Source organism: Klebsiella sp. S69, from assembly GCF_016516145.1.
Taxonomy (GTDB): domain Bacteria; phylum Pseudomonadota; class Gammaproteobacteria; order Enterobacterales; family Enterobacteriaceae; genus Klebsiella; species Klebsiella oxytoca.
On record NZ_JACVUU010000023.1, the window covers coordinates 88247 to 110598 of the forward strand.

The following is a 22352-nucleotide window of genomic DNA, read 5'->3' on the forward strand; positions in this document are numbered from 1 at the left end:
CCTATCTGAATGGCTGGCACCGCGTCCGGGAAGATTCATCTTCTAAGGATCCGACGATGCGCGCATACCGCTTTTCATCACTCTCTTTGCTTTTATTCCTCGGGAAATGGCTGCTCCTCGCTTTTATCATTGCGGTGCTGGCGGGCACGGCCTCGGCATTTTTTCTTTTCTCACTGGAGTGGGCTACGGCAACGCGGGAAGCTCACCGCTGGCTTATCTGGCTCCTGCCGTTTGCCGGATTTGCCGTCGGCTGGATCTATCTGCGCTACGGTACCTGCGTGGAGGCAGGCAACAACCTGATTCTGGAAGAGATCCATGATCCTAAGTGCGTCATTCCCCTACGGATGGCGCCGATGGTATTTTTCGGCACCGTTGTTTCTCATCTGTTTGGCGCCTCCGTCGGGCGTGAAGGCACGGCGGTACAGATGGGGGCCTCGATCGCCGATCGCTTCACGGCCATTTTCCGTCTTAACCACGATGCACGGTCAATGGTGCTGATGGCCGGGATCAGCGCCGGTTTCTCTTCGGTTTTCGGTACCCCGCTCGCCGGAGCGCTCTTCGGGCTCGAAGTTCTGGCTATCGGACGGATAAACTACAACGCCATTCTTCCTTGCCTGTTTGCCGCAATTATTGCCGATCGGGTTGGCATCATGTGGGGCGTGCAGCATACGCACTACTTTATTACCGGCTTTCCCACGCTAACGCTCTGGACGCTGCTGGCAATCATTATCGCCGGCTGCTGCTTTGGCCTCGCGGCGCGCATTTTTGCCGACAGCACGCAGGCAATCGGCGCGTTGATGAAAAAATGGATTCACTACGCGCCGCTGCGGCCGTTTATTGGCGGACTGGCGATTGCCTGCGCGGTCTGGTTGCTGCACGGAGAGCGCTATATTGGCCTGGGCATACCGGTGATAGTGGACGCTTTCCAGCAACCGCTGGCGCCGTGGGATAGCTTCGGCAAACTGCTCTTCACCGCCGTCTCTTTAGGTAGCGGATTTAAAGGTGGTGAAGTCACTCCGCTGTTTTATGTCGGTGCGACGCTGGGCAATGCGCTGGCGCCGCTGCTGCATATGCCGCTCGGCTTTCTGGCCGGAATAGGTTTTGTCGCCGTCTTTGCCGGGGCGGCGAATACGCCTGTTGCCTCAACGCTGATGGCGATTGAGCTGTTTGGTTCTGAAATCGGTATTTACGCCGCGCTGGCCTGCGTGGTGGCCTGGCTGGTCTCAGGCTATAGCGGTATTTATCGTTCGCAGCGTATAGCCTGCCGAAAACAGAGCGATGTGCCAACTGGCATCAAGCTGTCAGAATTCCCGGAGTGGTACCAGTCACAAAAAAGCCGACAAAAGGCCGACAAAGAGACGCCCGCCTCCTGACAATCGCACCTGGAAGCCGGTGAGGGTAAGCCCCGCCGGTTTCTCCATGATGTCTGTCACATACCGGAAAGTTGCGGCAATTGTGAGGATTTGATGGAGATTATCTTCACTTTATTGAAATGATAATAATTATCATTGATATTCTCGATCTCAATTTTTCATGATTTGATATGGATATTTATAATGAGAACGCAGAAAAATCACATAGCAACGCCCCTGGCCCTGGCCATTGCAGGCTTACTCAGCCCAGGGGTCTTCGCCGAAGAGGTGGAACAGGATACGGAGACCATGGTGGTTCACGGAACCGCCGAAGAGGCGCTGAAGCAGCAGCCGGGCGTCTCGATCATTACCGCTGAAGATATTGCTAAGGACCCTCCGGTTAACGATCTGTCAGAAATCATCCGTAAAATGCCCGGGGTAAACCTGACCGGCAACAGCGCCAGCGGCAGCCGCGGCAACAACCGTCAGATCGACATTCGCGGGATGGGACCGGAAAACACGTTGATTCTTATTGACGGCGTGCCCGTCACTTCCCGCAACTCCGTACGCTATAGCTGGCGCGGCGAGCGTGATACCCGAGGCGACAGCAATTGGGTACCGCCGGAAATGGTGGAACGCATTGAAGTTCTGCGCGGACCCGCCGCTGCGCGCTACGGCTCTGGCGCTGCGGGTGGGGTCGTCAATATTATCACCAAACGCCCCACCAACGACTGGCACGGATCGCTCTCGCTCTATACCAATCAGCCGGAAAATAACAAAGAAGGCGCCACTAACCGGGCTAACTTCAGCCTCAACGGACCGCTGGCCGGGGATGCCCTGACCATGCGTTTGTACGGCAACATTAACAAAACGGAACCCGATGCCTGGGATATTAACCGCGCGCAAAATGGCTCTTATGCAGCGGGCCGCGAAGGCGTGCGCAACAAAGATATTAACGCCCTGCTGTCGTGGAAAGTCACCCCGCAGCAGATCCTCGACTTCAGCTACGCCTACAGCCGTCAGGGCAATATCTATGCCGGCGATACGCAATACAGCAACAGCAATATGAGCCCAAATGGCCTGGTGGATACGCTGTACGGTCAGGAAACCAACCGACTGTACCGGCAGACCTGGGGCCTGACCTACAACGGGATCTGGGACTGGGGCCAGTCGAAAGCGGGCGTCTACTACGAAAAAACCAACAATACCCGTCTGCAGGAGGGCACCACCGGTCGCGTAGAAGGAATGATCAATAGCGATGTCTACGACACCAGCCGCCTGGAGTCTTGGCGCTCAACCGCTGAAGTGAATCTTCCCTTTAACTGGCTCACAGAACAGACCCTGACTGTGGGGATGGAGTGGAACCGCGATGAACTGAACGATCCGGCTTCGATGCAGGCCACCACAACGACGGACACGCTGCCGGGGATGTCCGGCGATCCTTCGCAACGCAGCCCTAAAAACAGCGCCACGCTGACCGGTATTTATCTGGAAGACAATATCGAAGCGATGCCGGGAACCAATATTATCCCCGGCCTGCGTTTCGACTATCATAACGACTTCGGCAGCAACTGGAGCCCGAGCCTGAATCTGTCACAGGATCTGGGCGATATGTTTAAGGTTAAGGCGGGCATTGCCCGCGTGTTTAAGGCGCCGAACCTGTATCAGTCGAGCGAAGGCTACCTGCTCTCTACGCGCGGAAACGGCTGTCCGATAAGTATTGCGGAAGGCAATTGCTATCTTTTAGGTAACCCGGATCTCGACCCGGAAATCAGCGTCAACAAAGAGCTCGGCCTTGAGTTTAACCTCAACGGTTATAACGCCGGCATCACTTGGTTCCGCAACGACTACAAAAACAAGATCGTCTCCGGCACCGAGGTGCTGGGTAATACCGCCAGCGGAGCGAATATCCTGCAGTGGGAGAACGGCGGGAAAGCGGTCGTCGAAGGCCTTGAAGGCACGCTGCTGGTTCCGCTCATTGCCGATACGCTCAGCTGGCGCACCAACGCCACTTATATGATCAAATCGGAAAACAAAGATACCGGCAACCCGCTGTCCGTTATTCCGAAATACACCATCAATACCCTGCTCGACTGGCAGGTGACCAGCAAGTTCTCGGCTAACGTCAACTGGACCCTGTACGGTCGACAGAAACCGCGCGAATACGCGGAAATTCGTAACGAAAACGGGGTGCTGGCCACCAACGAAGTCGGCGCGTATTCTGTCGTCGGCGTCGGCGGCAACTATCAGCTAACCAAAGACCTGCGGCTGAATGCCGGGATCAGTAACCTCTTCGATAAGCAAATTTATCGGGAAAACGAAGGCGCTTCGACCTATAACGAACCGGGTCGCGCCTATTACGCTGGCGTCACGCTCTCTTTCTAACCCCCTCACGCCCGCTATAGCGGGCGTATTCCCCTATTCTCTCAACCTCATTTTCATAGTAGCATCCGCCTGATCGTCTTTGACCAGTACAGAGTAGAGAATGACAACAACAGATCTTGCGCCGAAGGGCGAATTGGTTTTACGCACCCTGGCGATGCCGGCGGACACCAACGCAAACGGCGATATTTTCGGCGGCTGGCTGATGTCGCAAATGGATATTGGCGGGGCCATTATGGCCAAAGAAATTGCCCACGGTCGCGTCGTGACCGTGCGCGTCGACGGCATGACCTTTTTGCGCCCGGTGGCGGTCGGCGACGTCGTGTGCTGCTACGCCAACTGCGTGAAGCGCGGCAATACGTCGATAACTATCAATATGGAAGTGTGGGTTAAGAAAGTGTCGTCTGAGCCCATCGGCCAGCGCTACAAAGCCACCGAAGCGCTGTTTATCTACGTCGCGGTGGATAATCAGGGAAAACCGCGCGCTCTGCCGACTCTGTGATTCAGCCGGCCCGGGGCATCCGGGCCGATTGTTTACAAAAAACCGAGTAAAGAAAAGAAGAAGTAGCCCAGCACAATAATAATTACCGGCAGGACGTACAGCGGAAAATACTGCACCAGGATGGTGTGGCGCGGCACCACAACGCGTGCGGAAATTTGTTCGCGCGTCAGCCCTTCCGTTCCTTTAGCCTGTTCCAGAATCAGCTGATCCTCAACGCCTTCGCGCAGAAACTTCGCCTGGCGCCCCATCCGCGCCCCGGAAGCCTGTAGCGCCATGCCGACGAACACCAGAATATAGATGATCCAGAAACCGATATTCATGCCGTGCTTAAAATCCGGCAGCGGCGAGTTGTACCAGAAGAAATTGAGGAACGGCGTGTTAAAGCGCATCATCTCGATCATCACATGAGCAAAGTCCATCATCACCGCGTCGATGCCCGGTTTTTTCTCGCTGTGCTCGTACATAAACTTCAGCACGGAGATCAGCGTCGAGATAACCGCCGGGATAAATACCACCCATCCCAGAAGTCGTTTAAGTACTGCAATGCGTCCAGCTTGTTGATACGTCATGGATTCCCCTTGTTAAGACGCCTATCCACTCTTAGTCTACCTTCGTCGGCGAATTTCGCCCAATAATGCGCGGTATGATATACCATGAGTGCCGATTCGTTATCTACTTACGCTACAGGAGAGGGACTTATGTCAGCCAGGCGCCAGATTCACGCCGCGATTTTTGATATGGATGGATTACTGATTGACTCCGAGCCGCTATGGGACAAAGCAGAGCTGGAGGTAATGGCCAGCCTTGGGGTGGATATTCGTCGCCGCAATGAAATGCCGGATATTCTCGGGCTGCGCATCGATTTAGTCGTCGACCTGTGGTTTGCCCAACAGCCGTGGCAGGGCCCGGACCGCGCGGAGGTCACCGCGCGGATCATCAATCGCGCTATCCAACTGGTGGAAGAGGCGCGTCCGCTGCTGCCGGGGGCGCGGGAAGCGGTGGCGATGTGTAAAGCACAGGGACTGAAAATTGGCCTGGCGTCGGCATCGCCGCTGCGAATGCTGGAAAAAGTCCTCGCCATGTTTGAACTACGCGACCAGTTTGACGCCCTCGCTTCCGCTGAAATGCTGCCGTACAGCAAACCGCACCCGCAGGTCTATCTGAACTGCGCCGCCAGTCTCGGCGTCAGCCCGATGAACTGCGTGGCGCTGGAAGACTCGGTCAACGGGATGATTGCCAGCAAAGCGGCGCGGATGCGCTCTGTCGTCGTACCGGAAGCGGAAAATAGCCATGACCCGCGCTTCGTGCTGGCCGACGTCAAGCTTGCCACCCTTGAATCTTTGACCCTGAGCGACCTGCTCGGCTAAAGGCATCGCTGATGATGGGGTTGCTGCATCGCCCCATTATCACAAAATTAAAACAGCGTTTCATTTTTATTTGTCTTTTCTTCTCCCGCCCTCTATGCTTGTCCCAACGGCGTTATTTGACGCATAAAATCAGCATACAGAGGTGCATATGGTACTGAACGCCTTTGACCTTACGGGCAAGGTCGCTATCGTGACGGGTTGTGATACCGGACTGGGCCAGGGAATGACGCTCGGCCTTGCGCAGGCCGGATGCGATATTGTCGGCGTCAATCGCCGGATCCCCCATGAAACCGCAGAGAAGGTTCAGGCGCTGGGCCGACGTTTTATGGCAATTCAGGCCGATCTGAGCCGTCAGGATCAGATCGCAGCCATTGTTACTCAGGCCGTGGCCGCCATGGGCCGGGTTGATATTCTGGTGAATAATGCCGGAACCATACGCCGCGCCGATGCGCTAACCTTTAGCGAAAAGGACTGGGACGACGTGCTTAACCTGAATCTGAAATCCGTTTTCTTTCTGTCTCAGGCGGTCGCCAGACAGTTCATCGCGCAGGGCGACGGCGGAAAAATTATTAATATCGCCTCAATGCTCTCATTTCAGGGCGGTATTCGGGTCCCGTCATACACCGCCTCCAAAAGCGGCGTGCTGGGCATTACCCGCCTGATGGCCAACGAATGGGCGGAACATCGTATTAACGTTAACGCCATCGCGCCGGGCTATATGGCTACCAATAATACCCAGCAGCTGCGCGACGATGCCGAACGCAGCAAAGAGATCCTCGACCGTATCCCGGCCGCACGCTGGGGTGTTCCGGAAGACCTGCAGGGACCGGTGGTCTTTCTTGCTTCCCAGGCGGCGGATTACATTAACGGCTATACCCTGGCGGTGGACGGCGGCTGGCTGGCACGCTGATGGTCTTGTGACAAAGAGTTACACCGTCACCTCTTCCGCACACTGTATAAAAACCCTATACTGTATGAATTGACAGTTTAGGGTGTTTATCATGACGGCGGAAGGCCACCTCCTCTTTTCTATTGCCTGTGCGGTATTTGCGAAAAATGCGGAATTAACCCCCGTGCTGGCCCAGGGTGACTGGTGGCATATCGTTCCGTCCGCCATCCTGACCTGTCTGCTGCCGGATATCGATCACCCCAAGTCGTTTCTCGGGCAACGATTAAGCTGGATATCAAAACCGATTGCCCGCGCCTTCGGCCATCGCGGCTTCACCCATAGCCTGCTGGTGGTCTTTGGCGCGGTGGCGATTTTCTCGTTGAAGGTTTCGGATAGCTGGATCGTCCCGGCGGATGCGGTTCAGGGCCTGGTGCTGGGCTACCTCAGCCATATTCTTGCCGACATGCTTACCCCTGCCGGGGTTCCGCTGCTCTGGCCCTGCCGCTGGCGCTTTCGCTTCCCTATTCTTGCGCCGCGCAAAGGTAATCAACTGGAGCGCGCGCTGTGCATGGCGCTGTTCATCTACGCCGTGTGGATGCCGCAAAACGTTGCCGAAAACAGCGCCGTTCGCTGGTCATCGGAGATGATAAATTCGCTGCAAACTACCTTTCATCGCTTTATTAGTCACCAGACTGGACGATAAAGCAGCGAATTATTCAAATAGTTATAATCAATTCCATTTGAATATAAGGAACGGATTACGCCTTCTGCTACCCTTGCCGTCATAAGAGTTGGTTATTGACCAACCTGGTGATAAAAGATATCAGGAGAACGGGGATGAACTTTCCATTAATAGCGAACGTAGTTGTGTTCGCGGTTTTACTGTTGGCGCTGGCCCAAACCCGCCATAAACAGTGGAGCCTCGCTAAAAAAGTGCTGGTCGGTCTGGTTATCGGCGTTATTTTTGGCCTGGCACTACAGCTAGTCTATGGCTCCGACAGCCCGGTGCTGAAGGACTCTATCCAGTGGTTTAATATCGTCGGTAACGGCTACGTTCAGCTGCTGCAAATGATCGTCATGCCGCTGGTTTTCGCCTCGATTTTGAGCGCGGTGGCCCGCCTGCATAACGCTTCGCAGCTGGGTAAAATCAGCTTCCTCAGTATCGGTACCCTGCTGTTTACTACGCTGATTGCGGCGCTGGTCGGGGTGCTGGTGACTAACATGTTTGGCCTGACAGCCGAAGGCCTGGTCCAGGGCAGCGCGGAAACCGCCCGCCTCAACGCCATTCAGAGTAATTATGCCGGTAAAGTCGCCGACCTGAGCGTCCCGCAGCTGATCCTCTCCTTTGTGCCGAAAAATCCGTTCGCAGATCTGACCGGCGCGAACCCGACGTCGATTATCAGCGTGGTAATCTTCGCTGCATTCCTCGGCGTCGCGGCGCTGAAGCTGCTGAAAGACGATATCGCCAAAGGCCAGCGCGTGCTGACCGCTATCGATACGCTGCAGAGCTGGGTGATGAAGCTGGTGCGTCTGGTCATGCAGTTAACGCCGTACGGCGTACTGGCGCTGATGACCAAAGTGGTTGCGGGCTCTAACCTGCAGGACATTATCAAGCTCGGCAGCTTCGTTATCGCCTCCTATATTGGTCTGGGCATCATGTTCGTGGTGCACGGCCTGCTGCTGGCGGTCAACGGCGTGAGCCCGCTGAAATACTTCCGCAAAGTCTGGCCGGTTCTGACCTTCGCCTTCACCAGCCGCTCCAGCGCGGCGTCTATTCCGCTGAACGTGGAAGCGCAAACCCGTCGTCTGGGCGTGCCGGAATCCATTGCCAGCTTCTCAGCATCGTTCGGCGCTACCATCGGACAGAACGGCTGTGCGGGACTCTATCCGGCGATGCTGGCGGTGATGGTCGCACCGACGGTCGGTATTAACCCGCTCGATCCGCTGTGGATTGCTACCCTGGTTGGCATCGTCACCGTCAGTTCCGCCGGCGTCGCAGGCGTGGGCGGAGGCGCGACGTTTGCCGCGCTGATCGTCTTACCGGCGATGGGGCTGCCGGTCACGCTGGTGGCGCTGTTAATCTCGGTTGAACCGCTGATTGATATGGGCCGTACGGCGCTGAACGTTAGCGGCTCAATGACCGCCGGTACCCTGACCAGCCAGTGGCTGCGCCAAACCGATAAAGCTATTCTCGATAGCGATGACGATGCAGAGCTGGCGCACCGCTAAGTCGATACGCCCTTCGCGTAGTCAGAAACTAAAAACCGCTGAATTTTCAGCGGTTTTTTATTGTTCCGGCTCATTCAGGCGTCGATTTCACCTTCCTGCCTCATTTGCGTCGCCCAGCGCTGCGCCGCTTCCGGCACGTTAAACGGTGGGGAGCGACGGAAACGTTCGTCGATCAGCACAAAGGCGACGTATTTACCCCGCAGAACCCAAACGTCGCGAAAACCATCCATTTTGACGGCGTGTTCCGGCGGCGCAGGCTCCACTCGAGGCACGTAGCTAATGACCTGACGATTTTGTTGGCGAAGTGGTTTCATGACAAATAAATTCACTAAATACGGCGGTAAACAGAAACCCCTATCATAGCCGAAAACGCCCGCTTTCGTCGCCCCCTGCTTGTGGTCCTTTAGTAGCAAAACTCTTATAAAAATATATTCTTGAAATGATGTTCTACAATTAGAAGGGTTTTGGTTTAGCAAAGACCATTTTCAGTAATGAAAGCAGGAGCGTGCAATGTCTGATAAACCCCATAACCCGAAATCCCCTCAATCACCGGTGCATGATGACCGGGCGGCAAAACCTGGCCTGGGCGCATTAGCGCCAGAAGATCAGGATTGGCAGCCCACACCGCACCCGACCGCGCCGGGCGAAGAGCCGACGGCGCCGGGTAGCATGAAGGCCCCGGATACGACCAACGAAAAGCTCGATGCCCTCGAGAAACAGCGTAAAGGCGGTGAGAATGCTGCGCTTACGACCAATCAGGGTCTACGCATCGCTGACGACCAGAACTCGCTGCGCGCGGGTCAACGCGGCCCCACGCTGCTGGAAGATTTTATCCTGCGTGAAAAAATAACCCATTTTGACCATGAACGAATTCCCGAGCGCATCGTTCATGCCCGCGGCTCCGCTGCGCACGGCTATTTCCAGGCGTACAGCGATTTAAGCGACATCACCAAAGCGGCTTTCCTCTGCGACCCGCAGAAAAAAACGCCGGTATTCGTCCGTTTTTCCACCGTTCAGGGCGGCGCTGGCTCCGCCGATACGGTGCGCGACATCCGCGGTTTTGCCACCAAGTTTTATACCGACGAGGGTATCTTTGACCTGGTCGGCAACAACACGCCGATCTTTTTTATCCAGGATGCGATCAAGTTTCCCGATTTTGTCCATGCGGTGAAACCGGAACCGCACTGGGCCGTCCCGCAGGGGCAAAGCGCGCACGATACCTTCTGGGATTACGTCTCGCTGCAGCCTGAAACGCTGCATAACGTCATGTGGGCGATGTCGGACCGCGGGCTACCCCGCAGCTACCGTACCATGGAAGGGTTTGGCATCCACACCTTCCGCCTGATTAACGCGGAAGGTAAAGCGACCTTCGTGCGCTTCCACTGGAAGCCGGTCGCGGGTAAGGCCTCCCTGGTGTGGGATGAGTCGCAAAAGCTGACCGGCCGCGACCCCGATTTCCATCGTCGTGACTTATGGGAATCGATTGAAGCCGGAGATTATCCTGAGTACGAGCTGGGATTACAGCTGATCCCGGAAGAGGATGAATTTGCTTTTGATTTCGATCTGCTGGATCCCACCAAGCTCATCCCGGAAGCGTTGGTTCCGGTGCAGCGCGTCGGTAAGATGGTCCTTAATCGCAACCCGGATAACTTCTTTGCCGAAAACGAACAGGCGGCCTTCCATCCCGGGCATATCGTTCCAGGAATAGACTTCAGCAACGACCCGCTGCTGCAGGGCCGACTCTTCTCCTATACCGATACGCAGATTAGCCGCCTCGGCGGGCCGAATTTCCATGAAATTCCGATTAATAAACCCACCTGCCCGTATCATAATTTCCAGCGCGACGGCATGCACCGGATGGATATCGATACCAACCCGGCAAACTATGAACCTAACTCCATCAATAACAACTGGCCGCGGGAGACGCCGCCGGCCGCTAAACGCGGCGGCTTCGAATCTTATGCCGAGCGGATTGACGGAGAAAAAATTCGCCAGCGTAGCCCTTCCTTTGGCGAGTATTACTCTCAACCCCTGCTATTCTGGCGTAGCCAGACGCCAATTGAGCAGCAGCATATTATCGACGGATTCAGCTTCGAGCTGAGCAAGGTTGTCAGAGAGTGGATCCGCGAGCGGGTGGTCGATCAGCTGGCGCATATCGACCTGCAGCTGGCTCAGGCCGTAGGTAAAAACCTGGGTATTGAGCTCACGGACGAACAGCGCAGCATTACGCCGTCGCCGGATGTCAACGGCCTGAAAAAGGATCCGACGCTAAGCCTGTACGCCATTCCCAGCGGCGACGTGAAAGGCCGGGTGGTGGCGGTACTGCTTAACGATCGTCCGGTTGCCAAAGAGCTGCTGACTTTGCTCAAGTCGCTGAAAGTGCACGGGGTACATGCCAAGTTACTCTATTCACGAATGGGGAAAGTGCAGGCCGATGATGGCACCGAGCTGCCGGTAGCCGGAACCTTTGCCGGCTCGCCATCGCTGACCGTGGATGCAGTCATCGTTCCCGGCGGCGATCTGCAAAGTCTGAGCAGCAACGGTGATTTCAACTATTACCTGCTGGAAGCATACAAACACCTGAAGCCGATTCTGCTGGCAGGCGATGCACGGCAGTGCAAAGCGCCGCTGCAGGTTGCCGATCAGGGCGAAGAAGGCATTGTTGAGACCGATGCCATTGATAGCCAATCAATGGATGAACTGATCACCCTGATGGCGGCGCATCGGGTGTGGTCGAGAAGCGCTAAAATCGCCGCGATCCCGGCGTAAAAAAAGCCCGGCAGAGATGCCGGGCTTCTCACTTCCCTTTATACATCGCGGTAGGTTCCAAGCCGGTAGCCGCGCTCGGCAATCGCATACTTCAGCGACCCGGCGGTCAGCACATCTAGTTCGGTCAGTCGCGGATAGCAGTAGGCGCTGCCCATTATCGTGTTATCCACGAACGCCGGGTGACACATCACCTCCAGCGATTTTTCCTCACGCTGGACAGAGGCATCCAGGGTTTGCAGAAACAGCGCTTCCGAAACCCCTTCCCCGTAGAACTCGCTGGCAAATCCATCACTACTGCGCGCGGCATCCTGCGCCAGGCCTGACAGCGTCGCTAGCTGGCGGTCGATCCGCAGCGCCACGCCCTTCTCGCGGGCAAACGCCGCGACGATGGGGTAGATCTGCGCGATCATATGGACATGATGATGGCTGTCGATATGCGTCGGTTCATGGCCAAACAGCTCGACAAAACGCTGATACTGACGCTCCAGTTCGTGGGCGATTTCGTCCAGCGGCAGGCTGCCCTCTTCCGCCATCTGCCAAATCCACTTTCCAAAGCGCCCTTCGCGGGTTAGCCCCGGCATCGCCGCCAGCGGCTCGCCCAGCGTCAGGACAAAGTGCATCCCAACAGCCAGCTCTGGGACGCAGCGGCTAAGCTGGGCAGCGTGGCTAATCGCCGCGCCGTTGACCAGCGCCGTCGTGGAGGTGACCACACCGTTCTTGCAAGCTTCGATAATGCCGTAGTTTTGCCCCCTGCTGAGGCCAAAATCATCGGCATTGACGATTAACACGCGTTCCATTAGCCGCTCCCGTTACTGTTTCAGTTTTTCGATAGTCGCCGCAAAGTTTGGCAGCCACTGCTCGTGCGCGAGGATCATCTCCCGCGCCAGCTTTTCAGCATCGCGATCGGAGTGGATCAGCGGGCTCAGATTAAGCGCCAGCAGCACATCGTCCAGTTTACCGCTGATAGCCGCTTCGCTGGCCGCAACTTCAAAACCTTTAATGGTGTAAATCAGCCCCAACACTTTCTCATCGAAATGCGTGATGCGCGGAGTTGGTTTCGCGCCGTCGCGGCCCAGCGTACAGGTCATCTCGACCGCCCAGTCTGCCGGGATGTTATCAACGTGACCATGATGCGGCACGTTCACGTAATGCTCGGCCTGCTTGTCATTATAAATGGCGTTAATCACTTCACAGGCCGCGTCGGAATAATACGCCCCACCGCGCTGTTCCAGTTCTTTCGGCTTAACGTTCAGATCCGGATCTTTGTACAGCTCAAATAGCTGTTTCTCAACCTTCTGCACCACCTGCGCGCGCGCACCGCCTTTGTAGTATTCGCCCATTTCAATCGCCAGCATCTCTTTTGGCTTAAAGTAGTAGAGCAGATAGGAACAAGGGATCAGACGCAGCGAACGAAGCAGTCCTTCGCTAAAGGGTAAATCAAAAATATTTTTCACCGAGTTAGCGCTCAATCGACCCGATGCCACGCCGTCCAGCAGCTCGTCAAAGCGTGAAACGCCGTTAACCAGTACATCGCGCACAAATACCAGATGGTTCAGGCCAAACAGATCGATATTGAGCTCATCGCTCGGGCTCAGCTGCAGAACGTCGGTGATAAACATCTTCATGCCAATCGGAATATTGCACACGCCGATAAAACGCTTGAAGCCGGTATGACGATAAACCGCTTCGGTGACCATCCCCGCCGGATTGGTAAAGTTAATGACCCAGGCATTCGGACAGACTTCCTGCACATCTTTCACAATGTCAAAAATGACCGGAATAGTGCGCAAACCTTTAAACAGTCCGCCCGCGCCGTTGGTTTCCTGGCCTAAATAGCCGTGGCTCAGCGGGATACGCTCGTCCTTCTCGCGGGCCTTGAGCTGGCCAACGCGCAGCTGGGTCGTTACGAAATCTGCGCCTTCCAGCGCCGCGCGGCGATCGAGGGTCTTGTAGACTTTCATCGGCACGCCGGCTTTTTCCACCATGCGCTGGCACAGCGCATGGATAATATCGAGCTTTTCCTGCCCTTCCGCGACGTCCACCAGCCACAGTTCGCTAATCGGCAGTTCATGATAACGCTTCAGGAACCCTTCCAGTAATTCCGGGGTATAGCTGCTGCCGCCGCCGATAGTCACTACCTTCAATTTCTGGCTCATCTTTTTCTCCCTTGCGGATAACGCGTATGCGACACCCGCTCTCCGTGTAAATACGGACAGTTAATTTGAATATTTAGACCGCGCGGACTATTCCGCGCCCGGTTAATTAATACTGGTGAGGTGTTTCCGATAGCTGCTGGGGGTAAAAGAAGTCAGCTTCTTGAATGTTTTAATAAACAAACTTGGGCTACTGTACCCCGACTCATAGGCAATATCGGTCACCGAGTAGTTGGTTATCTCTAACTGTTTTTTAGCGAAGTTGATGCGAATATCGTTAATCATCTGCATCGGCGTTTTGGCGTAATAACGCTGGGTTGCCCGAGTTAAGTACTCCTGGGTTTTCCCGGAAAGTTCAACCATATTCTCCAGCGCCCCCTCGCCAAACTTAAGCTTATCGTGCATCCCCTCCACGGTATTTTTCAGCCATTGCGGAATGACGTCTTCCGCAGGCTCTTCACGATAATGTCGGAGCCGATTCAGAGTATAAAAGGAGACCAGCTCGATAAATTCGTCAAATTCAGTTTCGCGAAAATTCAGTGATGCAATAACCGACTCAATATAACTGAGAAAAGTACTTTTAACGGCATAGACCTGAGAAGCAACCAGACCAAACGGCAGCAGCGGCAGATAGTGTTTTTCAAAGAAACTTTTGCTGATACCAACGTTCAGAATGCGCGTCGCGCCAAATTCATAAAAGCTTTGGTGGTGCGACCCCATTGGGATAAAAACGAAATCCCCGCGCTCCAGCAGCACCCGCTTGCCATTAATAACCTGATAATAGCGCCCGGTTAAAACGATGGTGTACTCGTAATAATCATGCTGGTGAAGCCCGCTTACGCTCTCCGTTTTGTTATAGATGACCACATGAAAGTTTTTGCCGTTAAAGAGTTGTTGCTCCCGGGCGGTACTGATTTCAGTGGTCATCATCTTTGGTTGCCTCATCGTGTCGATGACCTATTGTACCTTCTCGTGCAGCTCAATCAATTCGGCAACCAGCTCACGTGCCAGCATTGAGGTCATCAGATGATCCTGCGCATGCACCAGCACCAGGCTCACCTTCATTTTGCCTTCTCCCTCATCGCTCTCAATCAGCTGGGTCTGCACCAGATGCGCTTCGCTCAGCGCCATGCGCGACTGTTCCATCATGGTTTTAGCCGCCGCAAAATCTCCCTGCTTTGCCTGCTTCAGCGCGGCATAAGCCAGACTACGCGCTTGTCCGGAGTTGATAATCAGCCCCATCACCACCTCTTCGAGGTCGTTTACCGCGGTCTCTTCTGCTGCGATGTTATCCAGATCAAACATAATGACTCCCTTAATTTGCCAGACGGTACGGGAAACTTCCCGTACCGCTCGATATTAGAATTTCAGTGCGTTAGCGATATCTTCTTCGCTCTCTTCCTGCTCAATGACGCCCTGCGCTTTGTTGGAAATAACCACAAACGGCAGGTAGACCAGGGTCGATACAGCAAGGTTGAACAGGGCCAGCAGCAGAGCTGCGACGCTACCGTTAGTGTTAAAGAAGGCGCCTAAACCGGTCGGCATAGTCCACGGCGCGATGTTGGTAATCGGCGGGATGATGCCCAGGGTATACGCCGTCATGGTGATGGCCGCCAGCAGAGGCTGAATCAGAATGAACGGAATAAACATCACCGGGTTCATGATAATCGGCAGACCGAAAAGGATAGGCTCGTTAATCTGGAAGATGCCGGACGGCAGCGCCAGTTTCGCCACCTGACGATGATCCTCGCGGCGGGAAGCGATAAAGATGGCGATGATCAAGCCCAGCGTCGCGCCGGTACCGCCGAGGAAAATGTAGGAATCAAGCATCGGCTTGGCCCACATATGGAAGCTCTTACCCGCCGCCAGCGCGGCTTCAACGGAGCCGTACTGCTGATAGGTTGCGATGTTTTCCAGCGCCCATGGCGTCATAATGCCGCTATCGAGCGCCGACAGCGCCAGCGACCCGTGTACGCCGAAGAACCACAGCAGCGAGGTGAAAATAACGTATGCCCAGCCTACCACGGCACCCATTGAGGCCAGCGGCGTGGAGATAGTGTCCATGATGATCTGGTGGAAGTTCGTTCCCCAGTGGGTCAGCGCCCAGGAGATAATCCCCATAATAGACAGGATAATAAAGGCCGGGATAACCGCTGAGAATGAACGGGAGACCGAAGCCGGCACGCTGGACGGCAGCGTAATCACCCAGTTGCGATGAACGATAAAGGTGAACATCTCGGCAACGACCAGACCGATTACGATACCAGAAATAATGTTGGCACCGCCTAACCAATTCGCGCCAACGGCGTAGGCTTCCCCGACGCTATAAGGCGTAACGGTCATAAATGCCGCAACCGCCAGCAACCCGGCCGCCATTGGGTCAACTTTACGCTCTTCAGCTAAAGCCGAACCAATAAAGAAAGGCGCCATCAGCGACATAATACCTAGCGTACCGTTATAAACGTTGCCGCCGATAGCTTTAAAACCGTTCAGTGTTTCGATTGTCGAGGCATCCAGACGGATGCCCATTGAATAAAAGAATGAACCGTCGCCAAAGCTCAAAAATACGTTATTAATTAAAACAAACATGGCCCCGGCTAACGTCAATGGCATTAACTTAATAAAGCCGTTTTTAATTGCATTGACGTGAGGTTGCCTTCCTATTCTGACCGCAAACGGAAGGAGTACCTTTTCAAGCGAATCAATCACTTTACTCATAATAAATACCCTTTAAGGCCGCAATGTAATTATTGCGGCAATGATAGATGAAATTACTCTTTGACGGGAAAATAAACTCGGGGTATTTCGGACAGCAAATAGTTAAAACACACCCTCACGAAATTTTAACCATTGCCATCCGAAATATGTCGAGTTTTAAAATATAAATTATTGCGCAGCAGCTTTCTTAATGGCCGCAACGGCCGCTTTCAGAACACCTAAACCATCGATCTTACCGTACAGCACGGAATCAATAACTTCTACGGGTTTATTTGGTAGTAAACGTTGAATGTCCGGCAGCATATAGGAAATCTGTGGGCCTAATAATACGACATCAGCATCAGGTCCTTTTTCACCGGCCAGAGTCTCGGGAAATGCTTCAATAATAACCGGCACTTCATACTTCTCGGCCTGAGCACGCATTTTCGAGACCAGCAGTGATGTAGACATCCCAGCAGAACAGAACAGGTAGATATGTTTCTTTTCCATGAACGCTTCCTCAATTTGTGTGACCGGGTCTCCTGAGCGCATCGTTGATGCCGGAGAGGCGGTAAGAGATGTTTCTTTGAATTAGTATTGTTTATGCATTGAGTATACGGCATCGTTCATCGGCAGGATAATTCCTCCTTGAACAGAATTGTCTCTCATTGACCTCGCGTTTTGACTGCCCTCACATTTCCCTCAAATAATTCGCGCAATTAAATAAGCATCAGCGCTCATAAAAAAGCCCGACCAATGGTCGGGCTTTCGTAGGAATCAGCACTATGGCGGGATGTTACTTACTGTTGCGCGGGTCGGTATCGTATTCAGCGCAGGTCTGATAACCAGAATTCATCACACGGCCGGTTTCATCCAGCGCGACGAAGTAGGTTTCAATTTTACCATCGCGTTGACCCAGGATGTATGTCTGACAGGTACCGCGTGCGTGGATCATCGTCACTTCTGATGAAGGTTTACCAGCAATTTGCGCAACCTGCGCGCGGGTCATGCCTTTTTTAACGTCTTTAACCACCGGCTGGGTGAACTGATCTTTAGTACGGTCATAGGCCGTACACCCTGCCAGCATGGTTAATACAGCTGCTGCGCCCAGAAATCCTGCAAAATGCTTGTTCATATTCCATCCTCTTTTTTTTGGCGTGTAAATAAGCCTGGAATAAATATCGTTATTTTTCAAGCCGAAGGTGGAAATGAAGCGAAATTAAGATCTTTCCAATAATAAAGCCCGTTCCGTTGAGGTTGCCTGCTTTTGCTACACTCAAAATTGTGATCCTTGTCGTTTTACCGTCAAAGAGGTAGGTTAAACCTCTGCTGATTGCCATACAGATTCACTTTCCGGAGGGCGCGATGACGCTACAACAAGAGATTATTCAGGCGCTGGGCGCTAAACCCCAGATCGATGTCGAAGCCGAAATACGCTGCAGCGTAGACTTTTTGAAGTCCTATCTGCAGAAATACCCTTTTATTAAATCACTGGTCCTCGGCATCAGCGGCGGCCAGGACTCCACGCTTGCCGGTAAGCTCTGCCAGCAGGCAATCAATGAGCTCCGCGCCGAAACCGGTGACGACAGCCTGCAGTTTATCGCCGTTCGCTTGCCGTACGGCGTGCAGGCGGACGAGCAGGACTGTCAGGACGCCATCGCTTTTATTCAGCCGGACCGTGTATTAACGGTCAATATTAAGGGCGCCGTGCTGGCCAGTGAACAGGCGCTGCGCGAAGCCGGCATTGAGCTTAGCGACTTTGTTCGCGGCAACGAAAAAGCCCGCGAACGCATGAAAGCGCAGTACAGCATCGCCGGGATGACCCACGGCGTGGTGGTAGGTACCGATCATGCTGCGGAGGCTATTACTGGTTTTTTCACTAAATACGGCGACGGCGGCACGGACATCAACCCTCTTTTCCGCCTCAACAAACGTCAGGGCAAACAGCTTTTGGCCCATCTGGGGTGTCCGGAGCACCTGTATAAAAAACTGCCGACCGCCGATCTTGAGGACGACCGCCCCTCCCTGCCGGACGAAGTGGCGCTGGGCGTGACCTACGAGAACATCGACGACTATCTGGAAGGTAAAACGCTGGACGAGAAAGTCGCGAAAACGATCGAAGGCTGGTATCTGAAAACCGAGCACAAACGCCGCCCGCCAATCACCGTCTTCGACGACTTCTGGAAAAAATAACCCATCCCCCCTCGCCCCGACTCCGGTTGGGGTGATTTATTGTCCTTTTCGCTCCGCCCTTCCCCTGCTATACTGGATAAATAAACAGCACCAGGAGCAATAGTGGCAAGAAGGCAATCCGCCCCGCGTCTCGAATTTGAAGCGGCGGCAATCTATGAGTATCCCGAACATCTGCGTCCGTGGCTTGAGGCTCTGCCCAGGCAGCCGGGGGTATATCTGTTTCACGGCGAAAGCGATACCCTTCCGCTCTATATCGGCAAAAGCGTTAATATCCGCAGCCGGGTGTTGTCGCATCTGCGCACCCCCGACGAAGCGGCTATGCTGCGCCAGTCACGACGCATCACCTGGCAACGGACGGCGGGCGAGCTCGGCGCACTCCTGTTAGAAGCGCAGCTCATTAAGGAACAGCAGCCTCTGTTTAATAAACGTCTGCGGCAAAACCGGCAGCTGTGCTCATTGCGCCTGGCTGACGCCCGACCGCAGGTGGTTTACGCCAGCGAGCTGGATTTCTCGCGACAAAGCGATCTCTATGGCCTTTTTGCCAATCGCCGCGCCGCGCTGCAGGCGCTGCAAAAAATTGCCGACGAGCATCGCCTTTGTTATGGATTAATGGGACTCGAGCCGCTCAACCGCGGGCGCGCCTGCTTTCGCTCGGCGCTGGGCCGCTGCGCAGGAGCCTGCTGCGGGAAGGAGAGCGTTGAAGCGCACCAGCAGCGTTTGGTGGAAAATATGCAAAAAATGCAGCTGGTATACTGGCCATGGGCCGGGGCGATCGCGCTGGAAGAGCGCAGCGAGGATATGACGCAGTACCATATTATTCAAAACTGGCTATGGCTGGGCGCCGTAGAATCCCTGTCGCAGGCCTCATCGCTCACGCGCCTGGCGGCAAAATTTGACCATGATGGTTATAAAATACTGTGTAAACCGCTGCTTAGCGGCCGCTATAAGCTGCATCCGCTGTAAAACTGACCGTGGGCCACCTCTGTCCTGACGAACAGATCATATCGCATTCCCTGGTGATATGGCCTTGCCCGGTTTAAAAACTGCTGCCATACGCGTTTCCCGTCAGTCCGGTAAGACCTGCCGGGAAACGCACGATGCCGGCATAAGATCCCGCAGTAGGTTATCGGGGCGTCTCCCTTAATTACCAGCCTCCTCCACCGCCTCCGCCTGAGCCGCCGCCGGATGAACCGCCACCGGAAGAGCCGGAACCGCTATAGCCTGAACCCGATGATGAACCGCCCCCTGAACCGCTGGTCGGCGAGGATATAGAGGAGGTTCGACAGGACTCGCTGAAATGATGCACGCTTTCCCAGCCAGCACCGGCAAACGCTTCCGACAGAGCGCCAGTACTACTCAGATAGTGGGCAAAGGTGTTCGCCCAGGTTTTCCCCACGCCAAGCGCCAACGCTACGGGCAGTAGTTCTTCAAAATGGGAGATCATCTGCGCAGGCGGGTAAATAATCTGATAGCGGTTCTTTTCAGCGGTGCCAAGATACAGCTTCAGTCCTTTGGCGACGGCCAGCTCATCCAACCCGCGCTGCGTATAACGAGGCGTTTTCCAGCCAACAAAAACGCACAGGGCGAACGCCATCAGCAGCGCGCCAATATATCCGGCGGGAAGTTGGGTTATGGGCAACATTCCCAACAGAAAATTGCTTCCGCCGAGCATCGCTAAAATACCAAAAGAGGCACAAAACAGTACCGGGGCGGGGCCCCAGTCGCGCCACATCTCCCGAGGATGACAAAGAAACCGCAAGAAAAAAGCCAGCAGCGAACCGCCGATCAGCATAAAAACTGCGGCCGGTATCGTCAGCAGCGCGGCCTCCGCATTAACCCAAAGACCGCACGCTACCGGAACAAGCAGCGCAATGTAGATGCAGCGCCGCAGCGGTTGCCCCCATTTACGAAAGAGTTTAGCCCGCTGTTCTTCACAACGCGTCTCCTGACGTTTACGCGCACTCTGCACTGACCGCTGATGGGCCTTACTAAGATCGATATTTTTCTGTTTGCCTTTAAATAGGGTGCTTAATAGCTGGAGATCGTCTCTGTTTAACCGTCTGTTTCCCTCAACGGGGAGGCGGGTCAGCCGTTGTTTGATGCCGGAATTTAATCGCCACGGGCTGCGGGATGGATTTTTGTCGCTCGTCAGCGTCATCCCGCGTTTCGCGACCAGCGCTAATAAATCGCTGCTAAAAGCCACATCATCATATTTACGCCGGGTAATAAAACGCAGGTGGCCTGGCGACATGGAGGCAGGCAGCGAAAAGAGCGGCACAACAGGCGGCATTCTCAACCCGGCCTGGGTGACGTTTTTCCGCCACCAGAGCAGATAATAAACGAGCATGAACAGCAGCGGCAGCCATATCACCCAGGTTTTCAGGTTGGGGAAAAGTAAATGCACCAGCGGCGAAGCGGCCTCCGGCGCCGGAGCGCGGGCAAGTATCTCCCGCGGCCAGGTATAAACAACCGTCAGCCCCTCCCCCTTTGCCAGCGGACGCAGAGAGCGCACGCTACCGTCGGGCAGAATCGTTGCGTTGTGCTCTTTCGCGCCAGCGATCCCTGTATAAACATCAATTGAGCGCAGCCTGGCATCTTTGGCGTCAGCGTTGAGATTTGCGGCGCTATCCGGTAGCGCCAGGCTAAAGCTGGCCTTGCTAATTGGCCAGGCCCAGTCATTGCCCGTCACGTTCCAGTACAGTTCATCCCACTGGGGAAATCGGCTGAAATGGTTGCTGATTTGATAGCGAATCCGATAGTGATAGATCCCTGGTTTTAATATCTTTTCGCCGCTGCCGATACATACCGTCAGGCTTTTTGCTGCCTCATCAAGGCTAAATGGCTCAGAGACGCCATCGCGCGACACCGATTCGATCGTATAGTCAACACGGAAGATTTTGCCATCCTGGCGGTTCCACGTGAGGGGAAGCGTGCGCAAAATCCCTCGCCGAATCTCCTTCCCCAGGGCAAGTACCTTGATATTCTCCTCAATCGCCATGCTGCCGTTCGGGCTAAAGCGCGCCCGGGAATCAAAAGAGAGGATATGTTCATACGCCGGAATAGCGCCAGCGGGGAGTTGAGAAGCATCTCTAATAATAATCGGGTTGTTTGCGGAGAATGCTGCGCTGGCAGGCAGCAGCAACAGCAATACGAACGCGCGCACTACCCGCAGAGTTATACAGAGCATTTAATCACTCCATCCGTGGAGATTGAGCTTCTTCCGGTGAGTCCAGTTCAAAGAAAGCTTCTGCTTTAAATTTAAATAGTCGCGCCAGCAGCAGGCTGGGGAAAGACTCGACCAGAATATTCATATCGCGCACCGTACCGTTGAAATAGCGGCGAGCCATCTGCAGCTGCTCTTCTATTTCATTAAGCGATTGCTGTAATGAGAGGAAGTTGTCGCTGGCTTTGAGTTCCGGCCAGGCTTCGCCGAGCGCGAAAATACGTCCCAGCGTAGCGGAATAGTGGCGTTCGCTGTCGGCTATCTGTTTGGTGCTGCCGACCAGTACGCTACGCTGGCGGCCCAGCTCTTCCAGCAATTCCTTTTCGTGCTGTGCATAGCGTTTCACCAGACTCAGTAGATTGGGCGCCAGATCGTGGCGGCGCTTAAGCTGTACAGCGACGCCGCTCCAGGCCTCGTCTTTGAAACGACGCAGGGAGATAAAGCGGTTATAGGTCATGATAACCCAGACGAGGACGACAACAAGGACGGCGAGGCCGATATACATTTCCATATGCAAAATCCGAAGCGATAGCGGGCAGCAGAGTCAGGGTGACTGCGCCCATGATAACGGTTGAAGCCTCATCCTCGCATATTCG

Annotated in this window: 21 protein-coding genes; 10 read left to right on the forward strand and 11 right to left on the reverse strand. The window is 54.6% G+C overall.

Annotated elements, in window-relative coordinates; translation table 11 throughout:
* Positions 1-56: 56 nt before the first annotated feature.
* From IAE27_RS21585 to yciA, 3 genes are all read left to right on the forward strand, one after another.
* Positions 57-1373 (forward strand): voltage-gated chloride channel family protein, encoded by a 1317-nt coding sequence (locus IAE27_RS21585; RefSeq protein ID WP_032728677.1) that lies wholly within the window; start codon positions 57-59, stop codon positions 1371-1373.
* Positions 1374-1556: 183 nt separating this feature from the next.
* Positions 1557-3737, forward strand: coding sequence for a TonB-dependent siderophore receptor (locus IAE27_RS21590; RefSeq protein ID WP_023329577.1), 2181 nt, complete (start codon positions 1557-1559; stop codon positions 3735-3737).
* Positions 3738-3837: 100 nt separating this feature from the next.
* On the forward strand, positions 3838-4236 hold the full coding sequence (gene yciA / locus IAE27_RS21595) for an acyl-CoA thioester hydrolase YciA (protein ID WP_004101357.1): 399 nt from the start codon (positions 3838-3840) through the stop codon (positions 4234-4236).
* Between the two features lie 32 nt (positions 4237-4268).
* Here the strand turns inward: yciA and IAE27_RS21600 are convergent, their stop codons facing one another.
* Entirely contained in the window at positions 4269-4805 is a 537-nt protein-coding gene (locus IAE27_RS21600; RefSeq protein WP_023320762.1) for a YniB family protein, read from the reverse strand.
* Positions 4806-4934: 129 nt separating this feature from the next.
* Between IAE27_RS21600 and hxpB the strand changes: the two genes are divergently transcribed.
* From hxpB to IAE27_RS21620, 4 genes are all read left to right on the forward strand, one after another.
* Positions 4935-5603 (forward strand): hexitol phosphatase HxpB, encoded by a 669-nt coding sequence (gene hxpB / locus IAE27_RS21605; protein WP_064398400.1) that lies wholly within the window; start codon positions 4935-4937, stop codon positions 5601-5603.
* A 148-nt stretch (positions 5604-5751) separates the two neighbouring features.
* Positions 5752-6513, forward strand: coding sequence for a 2-dehydro-3-deoxy-D-gluconate 5-dehydrogenase KduD (gene kduD / locus IAE27_RS21610; RefSeq protein WP_064398402.1), 762 nt, complete (start codon positions 5752-5754; stop codon positions 6511-6513).
* 91 nt (positions 6514-6604) lie between these two features.
* Positions 6605-7195, forward strand: coding sequence for a metal-dependent hydrolase (locus tag IAE27_RS21615; RefSeq protein WP_154022450.1), 591 nt, complete (start codon positions 6605-6607; stop codon positions 7193-7195).
* 134 nt (positions 7196-7329) lie between these two features.
* The gene (locus IAE27_RS21620; protein WP_115239659.1) at positions 7330-8721 is read left to right on the forward strand and encodes an L-cystine transporter; all 1392 of its coding nucleotides are present in this window, start codon (positions 7330-7332) and stop codon (positions 8719-8721) included.
* Between the two features lie 74 nt (positions 8722-8795).
* Here IAE27_RS21620 and cedA read toward each other — a convergent pair whose 3' ends face one another.
* Positions 8796-9035, reverse strand: a complete 240-nt coding sequence (gene cedA / locus IAE27_RS21625) for a cell division activator CedA (RefSeq protein ID WP_024274048.1) — start codon at positions 9033-9035, stop codon at positions 8796-8798.
* Positions 9036-9231: 196 nt separating this feature from the next.
* Between cedA and katE the strand changes: the two genes are divergently transcribed.
* The gene (gene katE / locus IAE27_RS21630) at positions 9232-11490 is read left to right on the forward strand and encodes a catalase HPII (RefSeq protein ID WP_200092866.1); all 2259 of its coding nucleotides are present in this window, start codon (positions 9232-9234) and stop codon (positions 11488-11490) included.
* A gap of 38 nt (positions 11491-11528) precedes the next feature.
* Here the strand turns inward: katE and chbG are convergent, their stop codons facing one another.
* The 7 genes from chbG to osmE all read right to left on the reverse strand — a co-directional run bounded on the left by chbG (position 11529) and on the right by osmE (position 17475).
* Complete coding sequence (chbG, locus tag IAE27_RS21635; protein ID WP_004101345.1) at positions 11529-12287, reverse strand: chitin disaccharide deacetylase; 759 nt, start codon at positions 12285-12287, stop codon at positions 11529-11531.
* Positions 12288-12299: 12 nt separating this feature from the next.
* The gene (locus tag IAE27_RS21640) at positions 12300-13646 is read right to left on the reverse strand and encodes a 6-phospho-beta-glucosidase (RefSeq protein ID WP_004101344.1); all 1347 of its coding nucleotides are present in this window, start codon (positions 13644-13646) and stop codon (positions 12300-12302) included.
* A gap of 102 nt (positions 13647-13748) precedes the next feature.
* A complete protein-coding gene (chbR, locus tag IAE27_RS21645) occupies positions 13749-14588 on the reverse strand; it encodes a transcriptional regulator ChbR (RefSeq protein ID WP_071530309.1) in 840 nt (279 codons plus the stop codon).
* 12 nt (positions 14589-14600) lie between these two features.
* Positions 14601-14948 (reverse strand): PTS N,N'-diacetylchitobiose transporter subunit IIA, encoded by a 348-nt coding sequence (gene chbA / locus IAE27_RS21650; RefSeq protein ID WP_004101342.1) that lies wholly within the window; start codon positions 14946-14948, stop codon positions 14601-14603.
* A gap of 54 nt (positions 14949-15002) precedes the next feature.
* Complete coding sequence (gene chbC, locus IAE27_RS21655; protein WP_004112376.1) at positions 15003-16361, reverse strand: PTS N,N'-diacetylchitobiose transporter subunit IIC; 1359 nt, start codon at positions 16359-16361, stop codon at positions 15003-15005.
* 168 nt (positions 16362-16529) lie between these two features.
* Entirely contained in the window at positions 16530-16850 is a 321-nt protein-coding gene (chbB, locus tag IAE27_RS21660; protein ID WP_004101340.1) for a PTS N,N'-diacetylchitobiose transporter subunit IIB, read from the reverse strand.
* A 286-nt stretch (positions 16851-17136) separates the two neighbouring features.
* Positions 17137-17475, reverse strand: a complete 339-nt coding sequence (gene osmE, locus IAE27_RS21665) for an osmotically-inducible lipoprotein OsmE (RefSeq protein ID WP_004101339.1) — start codon at positions 17473-17475, stop codon at positions 17137-17139.
* A 230-nt stretch (positions 17476-17705) separates the two neighbouring features.
* On the opposite strand from osmE, the gene nadE reads away from it, so the two are divergent.
* Together nadE and cho are read left to right on the forward strand one after the other, a co-directional pair.
* Positions 17706-18533, forward strand: coding sequence for an ammonia-dependent NAD(+) synthetase (gene nadE, locus IAE27_RS21670; RefSeq protein ID WP_004112373.1), 828 nt, complete (start codon positions 17706-17708; stop codon positions 18531-18533).
* Between the two features lie 102 nt (positions 18534-18635).
* Positions 18636-19496, forward strand: coding sequence for an excinuclease Cho (cho, locus tag IAE27_RS21675; RefSeq protein WP_108703932.1), 861 nt, complete (start codon positions 18636-18638; stop codon positions 19494-19496).
* A 181-nt stretch (positions 19497-19677) separates the two neighbouring features.
* Here cho and IAE27_RS21680 read toward each other — a convergent pair whose 3' ends face one another.
* Both IAE27_RS21680 and IAE27_RS21685 read right to left on the reverse strand, forming a co-directional pair.
* Complete coding sequence (locus IAE27_RS21680) at positions 19678-21720, reverse strand: DUF2207 domain-containing protein (RefSeq protein WP_154022448.1); 2043 nt, start codon at positions 21718-21720, stop codon at positions 19678-19680.
* Between the two features lie 4 nt (positions 21721-21724).
* Positions 21725-22267 carry a LemA family protein gene (locus IAE27_RS21685; RefSeq protein ID WP_154022447.1) on the reverse strand — a complete coding sequence of 181 codons (543 nt, stop codon included), beginning with the start codon at positions 22265-22267 and terminating at the stop codon, positions 21725-21727.
* Positions 22268-22352 lie beyond the last annotated feature (85 nt).

Bases quoted from the DNA above. Each gene is read 5' to 3' on its own strand.
- IAE27_RS21585 (WP_032728677.1), top strand. From the start codon at position 57: ATGCGCGCATACCGCTTTTCATCACTCTCTTTGCTTTTATTCCTCGGG.
- IAE27_RS21590 (WP_023329577.1), top strand. From the start codon at position 1,557: ATGAGAACGCAGAAAAATCACATAGCAACGCCCCTGGCCCTGGCCATT.
- yciA (WP_004101357.1), top strand. From the start codon at position 3,838: ATGACAACAACAGATCTTGCGCCGAAGGGCGAATTGGTTTTACGCACC.
- IAE27_RS21600 (WP_023320762.1), bottom strand. From the start codon at position 4,805: ATGACGTATCAACAAGCTGGACGCATTGCAGTACTTAAACGACTTCTG.
- hxpB (WP_064398400.1), top strand. From the start codon at position 4,935: ATGTCAGCCAGGCGCCAGATTCACGCCGCGATTTTTGATATGGATGGA.
- kduD (WP_064398402.1), top strand. From the start codon at position 5,752: ATGGTACTGAACGCCTTTGACCTTACGGGCAAGGTCGCTATCGTGACG.
- IAE27_RS21615 (WP_154022450.1), top strand. From the start codon at position 6,605: ATGACGGCGGAAGGCCACCTCCTCTTTTCTATTGCCTGTGCGGTATTT.
- IAE27_RS21620 (WP_115239659.1), top strand. From the start codon at position 7,330: ATGAACTTTCCATTAATAGCGAACGTAGTTGTGTTCGCGGTTTTACTG.
- cedA (WP_024274048.1), bottom strand. From the start codon at position 9,035: ATGAAACCACTTCGCCAACAAAATCGTCAGGTCATTAGCTACGTGCCT.
- katE (WP_200092866.1), top strand. From the start codon at position 9,232: ATGTCTGATAAACCCCATAACCCGAAATCCCCTCAATCACCGGTGCAT.
- chbG (WP_004101345.1), bottom strand. From the start codon at position 12,287: ATGGAACGCGTGTTAATCGTCAATGCCGATGATTTTGGCCTCAGCAGG.
- IAE27_RS21640 (WP_004101344.1), bottom strand. From the start codon at position 13,646: ATGAGCCAGAAATTGAAGGTAGTGACTATCGGCGGCGGCAGCAGCTAT.
- chbR (WP_071530309.1), bottom strand. From the start codon at position 14,588: ATGAGGCAACCAAAGATGATGACCACTGAAATCAGTACCGCCCGGGAG.
- chbA (WP_004101342.1), bottom strand. From the start codon at position 14,948: ATGTTTGATCTGGATAACATCGCAGCAGAAGAGACCGCGGTAAACGAC.
- chbC (WP_004112376.1), bottom strand. From the start codon at position 16,361: ATGAGTAAAGTGATTGATTCGCTTGAAAAGGTACTCCTTCCGTTTGCG.
- chbB (WP_004101340.1), bottom strand. From the start codon at position 16,850: ATGGAAAAGAAACATATCTACCTGTTCTGTTCTGCTGGGATGTCTACA.
- osmE (WP_004101339.1), bottom strand. From the start codon at position 17,475: ATGAACAAGCATTTTGCAGGATTTCTGGGCGCAGCAGCTGTATTAACC.
- nadE (WP_004112373.1), top strand. From the start codon at position 17,706: ATGACGCTACAACAAGAGATTATTCAGGCGCTGGGCGCTAAACCCCAG.
- IAE27_RS21680 (WP_154022448.1), bottom strand. From the start codon at position 21,720: ATGCTCTGTATAACTCTGCGGGTAGTGCGCGCGTTCGTATTGCTGTTG.
- IAE27_RS21685 (WP_154022447.1), bottom strand. From the start codon at position 22,267: ATGGAAATGTATATCGGCCTCGCCGTCCTTGTTGTCGTCCTCGTCTGG.